Source organism: Streptomyces sp. RKAG337 (genome assembly GCF_023701715.1).
In the GTDB taxonomy this organism is placed as follows: Bacteria; Actinomycetota; Actinomycetes; order Streptomycetales; family Streptomycetaceae; genus Actinacidiphila.
In genome coordinates this window covers 1,474,058-1,486,164 of sequence record NZ_JAJOZA010000001.1, presented here as the reverse complement: position 1 = coordinate 1,486,164, position 12,107 = coordinate 1,474,058, and the positions used below count along the sequence as shown (strand labels likewise).

The 12,107-nt window shown below is 73.7% G+C and carries 9 protein-coding genes; 4 read left to right on the top strand and 5 right to left on the bottom strand.

The window, feature by feature from the left end:
• Positions 1 to 18 precede the first annotated feature (18 nt).
• Complete coding sequence (locus LNW73_RS06565) at positions 19 to 1,065, bottom strand: LacI family DNA-binding transcriptional regulator (protein ID WP_250978265.1); 1,047 nt, start codon at positions 1,063 to 1,065, stop codon at positions 19 to 21.
• A gap of 157 nt (positions 1,066 to 1,222) precedes the next feature.
• Here LNW73_RS06565 and LNW73_RS06560 point away from each other — a divergent pair, with 157 nt between their 5' ends.
• Both LNW73_RS06560 and LNW73_RS06555 read left to right on the top strand, forming a co-directional pair.
• Positions 1,223 to 2,626 carry a bifunctional transcriptional activator/DNA repair enzyme AdaA gene (locus tag LNW73_RS06560; protein ID WP_250989289.1) on the top strand — a complete coding sequence of 468 codons (1,404 nt, stop codon included), beginning with the start codon at positions 1,223 to 1,225 and terminating at the stop codon, positions 2,624 to 2,626.
• Positions 2,623 to 3,174 (top strand): methylated-DNA--[protein]-cysteine S-methyltransferase, encoded by a 552-nt coding sequence (locus LNW73_RS06555; protein WP_285390703.1) that lies wholly within the window; start codon positions 2,623 to 2,625, stop codon positions 3,172 to 3,174. Before LNW73_RS06560 ends, LNW73_RS06555 begins: the two co-directional genes overlap by 4 nt.
• Here the strand turns inward: LNW73_RS06555 and LNW73_RS06550 are convergent.
• From LNW73_RS06550 to LNW73_RS06540, 3 genes are all read right to left on the bottom strand, one after another.
• Positions 3,157 to 3,570: a PPOX class F420-dependent oxidoreductase gene (locus LNW73_RS06550; protein ID WP_250989288.1), complete on the bottom strand. Its 414-nt coding sequence runs from the start codon at positions 3,568 to 3,570 to the stop codon at positions 3,157 to 3,159. The genes LNW73_RS06555 and LNW73_RS06550 overlap by 18 nt on opposite strands.
• Before the next feature lie 87 nt (positions 3,571 to 3,657).
• Positions 3,658 to 4,140 (bottom strand): DUF456 domain-containing protein, encoded by a 483-nt coding sequence (locus LNW73_RS06545; RefSeq protein WP_250989287.1) that lies wholly within the window; start codon positions 4,138 to 4,140, stop codon positions 3,658 to 3,660.
• A 54-nt stretch (positions 4,141 to 4,194) separates the two neighbouring features.
• Positions 4,195 to 5,178, bottom strand: a complete 984-nt coding sequence (locus LNW73_RS06540; RefSeq protein ID WP_250989286.1) for a helix-turn-helix domain-containing protein — start codon at positions 5,176 to 5,178, stop codon at positions 4,195 to 4,197.
• A gap of 241 nt (positions 5,179 to 5,419) precedes the next feature.
• Here LNW73_RS06540 and LNW73_RS06535 point away from each other — a divergent pair, with 241 nt between their 5' ends.
• Together LNW73_RS06535 and LNW73_RS06530 are read left to right on the top strand one after the other, a co-directional pair.
• Complete coding sequence (locus tag LNW73_RS06535; RefSeq protein WP_250989285.1) at positions 5,420 to 6,967, top strand: protein phosphatase 2C domain-containing protein; 1,548 nt, start codon at positions 5,420 to 5,422, stop codon at positions 6,965 to 6,967.
• 87 nt (positions 6,968 to 7,054) lie between these two features.
• Positions 7,055 to 8,797, top strand: coding sequence for a pyruvate dehydrogenase (locus LNW73_RS06530; protein ID WP_250989284.1), 1,743 nt, complete (start codon positions 7,055 to 7,057; stop codon positions 8,795 to 8,797).
• A 23-nt stretch (positions 8,798 to 8,820) separates the two neighbouring features.
• On the opposite strand, the gene LNW73_RS06525 is transcribed toward LNW73_RS06530, so the two are convergent.
• On the bottom strand, positions 8,821 to 11,928 hold the full coding sequence (locus LNW73_RS06525) for an alpha-mannosidase (RefSeq protein WP_250989283.1): 3,108 nt from the start codon (positions 11,926 to 11,928) through the stop codon (positions 8,821 to 8,823).
• Positions 11,929 to 12,107: the final 179 nt, after the last annotated feature.

Below are 12,107 nucleotides of genomic sequence, written 5' to 3'. Positions count from 1 at the left end.
CCGTGCTCGCCCACCGCGTCAGGCGGAGCGCCGTCGGACCAGGTGGGTGGGGGTGACCACCGAGGACAGCGGCAGAGCGCCGGGGGCGTCACGCCGCGGGTCGAGGCTGCGCAGCAGCAGACGGGCCATCAGCCGTCCCATCTCCTCGATGTCCTGACGGACCGTCGTCAGCGGGGGATCGGTCAGCTGCGCGACCTGGACCATGTCGTCGAAGCCGACCAGCGCGACGTCGTCCGGCACGCTGCGCCCGCGCTCCCGCAGCACCCGCAGCGCCCCCGAGGCCATCAGGTCGGAGGCGGCGAAGACGCCGTCCAGGTCCGGGCAGCGGTCCAGCAGCTCGGCCATCGCGCGCTCGCCGCCGTCGGGGGTGAAGTCGCCCTCGGCGATCAGCGCCGGATCGGCGTTCGGCAGGATGTCGCGGAAACCGTCGAGCCGGTCGACGGACGCGGTCTGGTCGAGCGGCCCGCTGATGTGGGCGATCCGGCGGCGGCCGAGCCCCGTCAGATGGCGCACGGCGGTCCGCGCCCCGCCCCGGTTGTCGCAGTCCACATAGAGCGCGTTGCGGTCCCGGTCGGTCTCCGCCCAGCCGGGCCGCCCGCCGAAGACGGTGGGGATGCCCGCCTTGCGGGCGAGCTCGGGCAGCGGGTCGTGCGCGTGCAGCGAGAAGATCAGCGCGCCGTCGACATGGCCGCCCGCGAGATAGCGGCCGACCCGGTCGTAGTCGGCGGTGCCCTCGACCAGCAGCAGCACCAGCTGGTTGTCGTGCGCGGTCAGCTCCTTGCTGATGCCGCGCACCTGCTGGGCGAAGAACGGGTCGGAGAAGAACCGGGTCTCGGGTTCCGCGACCACCACGGCCACCGCGTCGTTGCGGCGCGTGACCAGCGTCCTGGCCGCCTGGTTCGGTACGTAGCCCAGCTCGTCGACCGCCTGCCGCACCCGGTCGGCCAGCGGCGCGCGCACCCCCGCACCACCGTTGACCACGCGGGAGGCGGTGGCCCGTGACACCCCGGCCCGCTCGGCGACGGCCTCCAGGGTGGGACGGGACGGGAAGGTCTGCTCGGACACTGCACGCTCCTCTGCGAGCTGGATGCGGACAGGGTATCTCCCTGGTCCAGCCTCGGGAGAGCGCTCTCATAGGTTGCCGCTCATCCCTGATCTCCCGCTGATCTCCCTGTCCGATTTCCGCCAGTCGACGGCCGCCCGATGCCGCAGACTGGGGAACATGATTGACGAAGAGACCGGATATGCGGCGGTACGCGGCCGCGATGCCCGTTTCGACGGCGTCTTCTTCTTCGCGGTCGCGACGACCGGCATCTACTGCCGCCCCAGCTGCCCGGCGGTGACGCCCAAGCAGCGGAACGTGCGCTACTACCCCACGGCCGCCGCCGCCCAGAGCGGTGGCTTCCGCGCCTGCCGGCGCTGCCGGCCGGACGCGGTGCCCGGCTCCCCGGAGTGGAACGTCCGCGCCGACGTCGTGGGCCGCGCCATGCGGCTGATCGGCGACGGCGTCGTCGACCGCGAGGGCGTGGCGGGCCTGGCCGACCGGCTCGGCTACAGCTCCCGCCAGGTCCACCGCCAGCTCACCGCCGAGGTCGGCGCGGGCCCGGTGGCGCTGGCCCGCGCGCAGCGCGCGCTGGCCGCACGGGTCCTGCTGCAGACCACCACCCTGTCCGTCACCGACACGGCCTTCGCCGCCGGTTTCGCCAGCGTCCGCCAGTTCAACGACACCATCCGCGAGATCTACGCCCGCACCCCGAGCGAGCTGCGCGCCGCCGCGCGGGCCGGCACCGTCCCCGCCACCACCGGGCGGGCGGCGGAGCCCGGCTCGGCCTCCGGGGTGCCCCTGCGGCTCGCCTACCGCGGTCCCTACGACGCGCGGGGGGTCTTCGACTTCCTGCACACGGACCTGGTGCCGGGGATCGAGGAGATCACCGGACCGCCCGGCCGGCGCACCTACCGGCGGACGCTGCGGCTGCCGCACGGCCCCGGCGTGGCCGAGGTGGACGAGCGCCGCCGGGCCGGCTGGCTCGACTGCCGGCTCCGCCTCGCCGACCTGCGGGACCTGACCACCGCCGTCCAGCGGGTACGCCGGCTGTTCGACCTGGACGCCGACCCGTACGCCGTCGCGGACTCGCTGGGCGGTGACCCGCTCCTCGGACCGCTGGTCGCCGCCCGGCCGGGGCTGCGCTCACCGGGCGCCGCCGACCCCGACGAGCTCGCCGTGCGCGCGGTACTCGCCGACCCGGCCGCCGCCGGGGAGCTCGTCACGGCCTGCGGCGATCCGCTCCCCGCCCCCGACGGCGGACTCACCCATCTCTTCCCCGAACCCGCCCGCATCGACGATCCCGCCCTGCGCCCGCTGACCACCGCGCTCGCCGCCGGCACCCTGCGCCTCGACCCGGGCGCCGACCGCGACGAGGCGGGCCGCGCACTGCTGGCCCTGCCGGGCGTCGACGCGTGGACGGCCGGATACATCCGGCTCCGCGCCCTCGGCGACCCCGATGTCGCGCTGCCCAACGAACCACCGCTCAGCGACGCGTGGCGCCCGTGGCGGAGCTACGCCCTGCACCACCTCTGGGCCACGGGCCACCGCGCCCGCCCCCGACTGGAGATGACGACCACATGACCAGCCCCGTAAGCCCCGCACCGCCCGCAGCCTCCGTACCGCCCGTAGCCTCCGCGACCCCCGCGGCCGGCCAGGTGACCCTCTACACCACCGTCGACAGCCCCCTCGGGGAGCTGCTCCTCACCGGCGACGGCACCGCCCTCACCTCGCTCTCCGTCCCCGGCCAGCGCGGCGGTGCCACCGTCCTGCCCGGCTGGCGCCGTGAGCCCACCGCGTTCGCCGGGGCCGAGCGCCAGCTCAAGGAGTACTTCGCCGGCGAGCGCCGGACGTTCGACCTCCCGCTCGCCCCCGCCGGATCCGACTTCCGGCTCCGGGTGTGGAACGCGCTCGATACCGTTCCGTACGGCGCGACCGTCAGCTACCGCGGGCTCGCCGAAGCCGCCGGATCGCCCGGCGCGGTACGTGCCATCGGCGGCGCGGTCGGCGCCAACCCGCTGCTCGTCGTCCGCCCCTGCCACCGCGTGATCGGCGCGGACGGCAGCCTCACCGGCTACTCCGGCGGTCTGGAGCGCAAGCGGACCCTGCTCGCGCTAGAGGGCGTCCTCTGACACCGTCCGCCCGTGCATCCCGGGCTCCCCGCCCCCGATGCCCCAGGTGATCACCCGGCGCGGCCGGATCCGGATCACCTCCGGGCTGAGGTAGGCGCCCAGATCGTGCGCCCCGGTCAGCTGCTCCGCGTCCCCCCGGATCTCGATGCCGCGCACCGCCCACGGATGCTGGGTGACGATGTCGTCGACGATCAGCGACACCAGCGGATTCCCCGCGATGTTCCGCCACTTCTTCGTCGTCCCCATCGCATGACCGCCGATGTCGATCGAGCCGTCGTCCCGCACCACGAACCCCACCGCGTTCGCCTGCGGCTGCCCCTTCCCGTCCACCGTCGCCAGCCGGCCCAGCTTCTGCTCGTCCAGATACGCCCGCTCGTCCGCGCTGAAAATCGTCATACGGCCAGCCTCACACCGGGGTGACGCCGGTGCATCAGCTCTTGGACCTAGGTCCGGCCTGGGCCCATGGGCCCATGAAGCCTGCCGTCAGCCGAAGGCGACGGCGCCGAGCCAGGCGCCCGCCACCAGGAGGCAGGCGAAGAGCTCGGCGAGGACGGAGCGGCCGATGGCGCGCATGGCCGTGCGGGTGGCGGTCCAGGCGCCGCCGTGCGACCCGAGCCGGACGCGTTCCACGGCGTAGATGTACGCCACGAAGCCGATGGGCGCGCCGATCACCGGGAGGACGAAGAACCCGGCGATGGCGGTGCAACCGGCGGCGAAGACATTGCGCCAGGTGAGTTCCGAATCGCGGATGCGGCGGGCCGGCAGCAGCCACTGGACCACCTGGTTGAGCGCCAGCAGACCGGTGGCGCCGGCGAGGACCCCCCAGGTCAGCGGCGTGTGCAGATTGGTCGCCCACCACAGGACGGCGCCCCAGCACAGCAGCGACCCGGGCACACCGGGGACCAGCACGCCGAGCAGGCCGAGCAGCATCACGACGCCGATCAGGCACAGCTGTGGTGTCCCCATGGGCTCACCCTGCCGGATAGTCGCCGCGCCCGCCCCCGGATATCGGCCGGGTGGTCACCCGTGCCGGGCGACCCAGCCGCGCTCGTAGGCGTGCCAGCCGAGCTGGAGCCGGGTGGTGACCCCGGCGATCTCCATGAGGTGCTTGACCCGGCGCTGTACGGTGCGCAGCCCGAGATCGAGCTGCTTGGCGACGCTGGCGTCGGTGAGCCCGGCGAGGAGCAGCGAGAGGATCTGCAGATCGACGAAGTCGGGCGCGTCCAGTGGCACCTCGTCGACGCCGGGGCCGTTCAGGCGCAGCGGCATCGCGGTGCGCCACACCCCCTCGAAGAGCCCCATCAGGGATTCGAGCAGCCCGCTGGCGTGCACGACCAGCGCGGCGGGCTGTCCGGTGCGGCGGGTCAGCGGCACCATGGCGAGCGACGCGTCGGCCACCACCAGCTTCGTCGGGACCCGGTCGATCACCCGTACCTGCTCGCTGCGGTTCATCGCGGCGGAGAGCTCGGTGATGCCGTTCGCGCTGGTGAGGATCTCGCGTTCGATCACCACGCGGTAGGCGACACCGCGCTCCGCGGCCTGCTCCTCGGCACTGTTGTCCATGCCGGTCACGGCCACCGGGGTGCCGGTGACCAGGGCGCAGACCTCCTTCTCCGCGCCGAGCTGCAGTTGCAGGAAGCGCTGGGCGACGGCGTTCGCGCCGGTCACCACTTCCAGCAGGTCGTGGACGGCGGGTTCGGTGGCCTCGGCCCGGAACTCCGAGGCGAGCACGGCCGCCGCGAGCTCCGCCTGTTCGAGTTCATGCCGCTGCTGGGTGAGCAGCGCGGCCAGCGCGACGCCCGGCGGTGCGGCCACCCAGCGGCCCGGCCGGGCCGAGGACTGGGCCACCAGCCCGTGCCCCTCCAGCCGCCGCAGTGTGCGGGCCGCATCCTCCTCGGACGTGCCGAGGCGCTGCGCGAGATCGGATATCTCGGCGGCACCGAGACCGATCAACGCGCGGTAAGCGGACTCCTGGACGTCGTCGAGTCCTATGGCACCGAGCACGGCGCCCCCTCCCCAAGGTGGCGGGAATGAGCCACGGCGGTTTCCCGCCGCGGACATCTTCCCTGCTCACCCCCCTGTTCTGCCAGTGTGGCGGCGATGCGGGCATGACTTGGCACGACTTGGGTCGTTTCGCTCGAGCGCCGTCGGCCGACCCCACCGTGGGGGGAGGGCCGGCCGACGGACCCGCGTCAGGTATGCCATCCACCGTTTCCGAAGGCCCTTCGCGGTGGACAATAAGGGCATGAGCCAGCAGGGGGAGACGCACCCTCGTCAAGAGGACGAGTGGTGGCGCCAGTTGTACGGGAGCCCGGAGCCGGGCGATCCACAGGAGTCGGCCGAAACGGTCGACGACCACTACGCCTCGGCCCTGTCCGCCGTGGGCGCTCCGGACGAACCGGCTGTCCGGGACGATCCACCTGTTCGGGACGATCCGCCTGTTCGAGACGAGCCGTCCGCCGACGGGGTGCCGCCCGCCCGGGATCCGTACGCAGCGGGCCCGTACGACCGGAGCCCGTACGACCAGGACGCGCCCGAGCACGACGACCCCGGCCCGCCCGACACCCTCCGGCTCCGCCGGACCGGCCAGACCGCCGCCCAGGCCGCACCAGCGCAGGCACCGCCCGTGGCGCCCGCACCACCCGCACCGCCCGCATCGCCATCGCCCACCGTCCCGTCCCAGCAGACGGCCCCGCCGATGACCCCGCAGCCGGCCCCGGCGGACCGGCCGCCGCGCGGCGGGGTGATCCCCACCGCGGGCGAGGCGTGGGGGCCGCAGTCGTACCAGCAGCCTTACGGGGAACCGCGGCAGGCGTACCAGCAGCCCTACGAGGCACCGGCGCCGACCGCCTTCGGCGAAGGCCCGGTGACCTGGAGCGATCCTGATCCCGGCCCGGCGCCGGACCTGCCGCCCGGGTGGGCGGCGGCGGAGCCGGCCGTCGAGACGGCGCCGCCGTTCGTGGGCGACGGGCCCCCGACGTACGCCGCGGAGCCGACGGCCTGGCCGGTGGCGCACCCGGACGAGCTCGACAGCCTCGTACCCGACACGGTGCTGGACGGGGCGCAGTACGGCGTCCTGACGCTGCGGACCGCCTCCGTGCGCGGGGATTCCGCGCGGTACCGGGGCCAGCCCCGCCGGGACGCGCTGCTGACGGCACGTTTCGGCAGCGGCGACGACGGCCTCCTGCTGCTGGCGGTCGCCAGCGGAGCGCGGGCCGCCGATGACGCGCCCCGGGCCGCGCAGGACGCCTGCCGGTGGATCGCCGGCGCGGTCGGCCGGAGCCAGCTGCGGCTGTCCGAGGACATCCGCGCCGCCCGCCGCGGCTCGCTCAAGTCGGGGCTGCACCGGCTCACCGACCGCTGCTACGGGCGGCTGCGCGCCCGCGGCGAGGATCTCGGCCTGGAGGAGGGCCAGTACACGGCCTCGCTGCGCTGTCTGCTGCTGCCGGTGGACCCGTCCTGCCGCATCCGGCTGTTCTTCGGGGTCGGGGACGGCGGGCTGTTCCGGATCCGGGACGGCAGCTGGCAGGACCTGGACCCGGTCGGGAAGGAGCCGGAGCCCGGCGAGCGCTTCCGGTTCCGGGCCTCCGTCGCGCACCCCGGCGACGCGCTGCTGCTGTGCAGCGGCGGCCTCGCCGAACCGCTGCGCGGCGAGCCGGCCCTCGCCGCCCGGCTGGCCCACCAGTGGGGCAGCGGCCGCCCGCCCGGTCTCACCGCGTTCCTGGCCGAGGCGCAGACCCGTGTCAAGGGCTACGCCGACGACCGCACCGCCGTCGGCGTCTGGGACGCCTGAACGCGCCCGCGGGCGCCTGAGTGGCGGACCCGTCCTCGTCGTGGGGAGATGGAGCGAAGTCCCCGCGACGAGCGATTGGTGCGCCCGATGGCGAAGCAGACCGTGGCCGAGCAGTTCGTCGACGTCCTGGTGCGCGCCGGGGTGGAGCGGATGTACGGCGTCGTCGGCGACAGCCTCAACCCCGTCGTCGACGCGATCCGGCGCAACGCGGCCATCGAATGGGTGCATGTGCGCCACGAGGAGGTGGCGGCCTTCGCCGCGGGCGCGGAGGCGCAGATCTCCGGGAAGCTGACGGCCTGCGCCGGTTCCTGCGGCCCCGGCAACGTCCATCTGCTCAACGGCCTGTTCGACGCGCACCGCTCGATGGCCCCGGTGCTGGCGCTGGCCGCGCAGATCCCCAGCAGTGAGATCGGCACCGGCTACTTCCAGGAGACCCACCCGGACCAGATGTTCAAGGAGTGCAGCCACTACAGCGAGCTGATCTCCAACCCGCAGCAGATGCCCCGGGTGCTGCAGACCGCGATCCAGCACGCGATCGGCCGCGGCGGCGTCTCCGTCATCAGCCTCCCCGGCGACATCGCGGCGCAGCCCGCCCCGCAGCGCAGCATCGAGCACGCGCTCGTCACCCGCAGGCCCTCGGTGCGGCCCGGTGACGCCGAGCTCGACGCGCTCGCCCGGATGGTGGACGCCGCGGACAAGGTGACGCTGTTCTGCGGCAGCGGCACGGCCGGCGCGCACGACGAGGTGATGGCGTTCGCCGAGCGGGTGAAGGCACCGGTGGGCCACGCCCTGCGCGGCAAGGAGTGGATCCAGTTCGACAACCCGTACGACGTGGGCATGAGCGGACTGCTCGGCTACGGCGCCGCGTACGAGGCGATGCACGAGTGCGACCTGCTGATCCTGCTCGGCACGGACTTCCCGTACAACGCCTTCCTGCCCGACGACGTGAAGATCGTCCAGGTGGACGTCCGCCCGGAACACCTCGGCCGCCGCTCCAAGCTGGATCTGGCGGTGTGGGGCGATGTGCGCGAGACGCTGAGCTGTCTGACGCCCAAGGTGCGGGTCAAGACGCAGCGCAAGTTCCTCGACCGGATGCTGAAGAAGCACAGCGACGCCCTGGAAGGCGTCGTCAAGGCGTACACCCGCAAGGTCGAGAAGCACGTCCCGATCCACCCCGAGTACGTGGCCTCGGTCCTGGACGAGGAGGCCGCCGACGACGCGGTCTTCACCGTCGACACCGGCATGTGCAACGTCTGGGCGGCCCGCTACCTGACCCCGAACGGCCGGCGCCGGGTGATCGGCTCGTTCACCCACGGCTCGATGGCCAACGCGATGCCGCAGGCGATCGGCGCCCAGTTCCTGGACCGCCGCCGCCAGGTCGTCGCGATGTCCGGCGACGGCGGGTTCGCGATGCTGATGGGCGACTTCCTGACCCTGGTGCAGCACGATCTGCCGGTGAAGATCGTGCTGTTCAACAACTCCTCGCTGGGCATGGTCGAGCTGGAGATGCTGGTGGCGGGACTGCCGGCGTCCGGAACGGCCAACCACAACCCGGACTTCGCGGCGGTCGCGCGGGCGTGCGGGGCCTACGGGGTCCGGGTGGAGAAGCCGAAGGAGCTGCGGGACGCGCTGCGCGGCGCGTTCCGGCACAAGGGGCCGGCGCTGGTGGACGTGGTCACCGATCCGAACGCGCTGTCCATCCCGCCGAAGATCACCGGTGAGCAGATCGGCGGCTTCGCGCTGTCGATGAGCAGGACCGTGCTCGACGGCGGGGTCGGCAGGATGCTGCAGATGGCGCGCTCCAACCTGCGGAACGTGCCGCGGCCCTGACCCCGGCCCCTTGCGGTGGTTGCTCAGGAACGCGCCGGCCGCAGTCGCAGCGTCAGGATCTGGAACGGCCGCAGCTCCAGCGCGACGCCGCCGCCCCCGGCCCGCTCCGCGGCCCGCAGCGGACGCTCCAGCAGATCCGTCACCGTCGCGTCGGCGACCGGGAACGCCGTCGAGAGGGTGCCGGCCGCGCGGCCGCCGCGCGACTCGTAGAGCCGCACCACCACATCGCCCGAGCGGTCGTCGGCGAGCTTCACCGCCTCGACGGTGATCGACGGGTGATCGGCGGACACCAGTGACGGCGACGCCGGCGCCCCGGCGATCCGCAGCGGCAGGTTCAGCGCCAGCCCCTCGGCCACCGCGTCGCCGGTCCCGGCGCCCGGCAGCAGCGCGTAGGTGAAGCGGTGCGTGCCCTGGTCGGTCTCCGGGTCGGGGCTGTGCGGCGCGCGCAGCAGGGTCAGCCGGACGGTGGTCCCGGTCCGTCCGGCGTGCACCGTGCGGGTCACGTCATGGCCGTACGTCGAGTCGTTGAGCACCGCGACGCCGTAGCCGGGCTCCGCGACCCGCAGCCAGCGGTGCGCGCAGATCTCGAAACGCGCCGCGTCCCAGCTGGTGTTGGTGTGCGTCGGGCGGAAGACATGGCCGAACTGGATCTCGGACGCGCTGCGGTCGGCGTGCACATCGACCGGGAACGCGGCCTTGAGCACCTTCTCGGACTCGTGCCAGTCCACCTCGGTGACGAAGTCCAGCCGCGCGCTGCCCGCGCGCAGCCGGATGTCCTGCCGTACCCGGGAGGCGCCGAAGGCCCGTACGGTGCGCACCACCGCGAGCAGCGGGCCGGTGGCGGTCGCCGCGACCGACTCGGCGGCCGTCAGATCGGTGCGCCGCCGCCGGTAGTGCCGGTCGATGTCCCAGGCGTCCCACTTGTTGGGGTGGTCGGGGTGCAGCTGCAGCAGGTTGCCGCGGGTGCCGGGCGCCAGCACCTCGCGTCCGCCGGCCCGCAGATCGATGACGGAGGCCAGCAGCCCGTCCGCGTCGACGACCACCCGCAGCAGGCCGTTGTCGAGGACGTGGGTGCCACCGCTGACGGTGACCGAGACCGGGGTGTGCCCGGGGTCGGTGCCGGCCAGCGGCGCGGAGCCGAGCGCGGGCACCCGGACGGCGACCGCCGCCCGGCCGTCCGCCAGCCGCTGGGCGCCGACGCCGTCCGGCAGCTCGGCGGCGTCGGCCTCGACCACCTCGTCCCGGCCGTACGGTGCGGCGTTGAGGACGGCGGCGGCGCCACCGCCCAGCGACCGGACGGCTGCGGCGGTGATCCCCGTCAGCTCCTCGCGCACCCGCTCGTAGGTGTCGCGGGCCTCGCGGTGCACCCAGGCGATCGAGCTGCCCGGCAGGATGTCGTGGAACTGGTGCAGCAGCACCGTCTTCCAGATCCGGTCCAGGTCGTCGTACGGATAGCCGTACGCGGGGTCGCGCAGCGCCGCGGTGGTGGCCCAGAGCTCGGCCTCCCGCAGCAGGTGCTCACTGCGCCGGTTGCCCTGCTTGGTCTTCGCCTGGGTGGTGTACGTGGCCCGGTGCAGCTCCAGGTACATCTCGCCGGACCAGACCGGCGCCTCGCGCGCGTACTCGCGTTCCGCCGCCGCGAAGAAGGCGGCCGGCTTCTCGATGTCGACCCGCGGTGAGCCCTCCAGCGACCGCAGCCTGCGGGCCTTCTCCATCATCTCGCGGGTCGGACCGCCGCCGCCGTCCCCCCAGCCGAACGGCACCAGGGAGCGGGTGGCGCGGCCCTTCTCGGCGAAGTTCCTTACCGCGCGGGCGAGTTCGTGGCCCGCGAAGCGCGAGTTGTAGGTGTCGACCGGCGGGAAGTGGGTGAACACCCGCGTCCCGTCGATGCCCTCCCACCAGAACGTGTGGTGCGGCATCTTGTTGGACTGGTTCCACGACAGCTTCTGGGTGAGGAACCAGCGGACCCCGGCCAGCTCCGCCAGCTGCGGGAAGGCGGCCGTGTAGCCGAACGAGTCGGGCAGCCAGATCTCCTCGGTCTCCACCCCCAGCTCGTCGAGGAAGAACCGCTTGCCGTGCACGAGCTGCCGGGCCAGCGCCTCGCCGCCGGGCATGTTGGCGTCCGACTCGACCCACATCGACCCGACGGGCGCCCAGGACCCGTCGCGTACGGCCCGCTGCACGCGCTGCCAGATGTGCGGCTGGTGCTCCTTGACCCAGGCGTACTGCTGGGCCTGCGAGCAGGCGAAGACCAGCTCGGGGTAGTCCTGGGCGAGCGCGGTGACGTTGGCGAACGTCCGGGACGCCTTGCGGACGGTCTCGCGCAGCGGCCACAGCCAGGCCGAGTCGATGTGGGCGTGCCCGGCGGCGGAGATCCGGTGGGCGCTGGCGTGCGCGGGCCGGGACAGCGCCTCGACCAGCTCGGCGCGGGCGGCGCGCGCGGTGCCGCGCACATCGTGCAGGTCCAGGGCGTCCAGCATGTTCTCCAGCGCGCGCAGGATCTCGTGCCGGCGCGGCTCGTGCGGGGCCAGCTCGCCCATCAGCTCGGACAGCACCTCGATGTCCAGCAGCAGATGCCAGACCTGCTCGTCGAGGACCGCCAGGTCGGCCGAGGCGAAACGGTACAGCGGCCGGTCCCCGGCGGTCAGCACGTCACCGAGCAGGGTGGGGGCGAAGTGCTGCAGCACGGCCGGGTTGGCGGCCGCCTCCAGCAGCAGGTGCACCGGTTCGCCGCCCAGCGCCGAAGCGGTCACCGGGACATGGCGGTTCATCGGGTGGATGCCCTTCAACGGCACCCCGGCGGCGTCGTGGACCAGCCCCTCGCATTGGAACCCCGGCCCCTCGCCGGTGAATCCGGGGTCGATGACCACCTCGACGCGCTGCCCGACCCAGTTCTGCGGCACGGCGCCCTCCAGCCGGAACCAGCTGGTCGACCACGGAGTGCCCCATTCCGTGCCGGGCGCGAAGGGTTCGAAGACCCCCCGCAGCGCCTGTTCCACCGGCACCGGTTCACCGGCCACCTGCCACACGGACAGGGCCAGCGGCACCCGGGCGGCGTACTGGGCGGGCCTGATGAACTGGGAGAGCGCCCGGTCCAGACGTCCTTCGACCAACTGCCGGTCGTCGTGCATCACGGCTCCTGAGGGGTTCGGGGGTCACCCCCCGGCGGAATCGGCTCATGCGAGGGGTTACCCGTTCCCCCAGCGTCCGCAACAAGCGCCCGTCCGGCCGGTCGTGGGCGGCTCCGCCGTGCCCCCGGAGGAGCCTGGGCCCAGGACTGGATGGCCCCGCGGTGGGCATGCATCCCGAC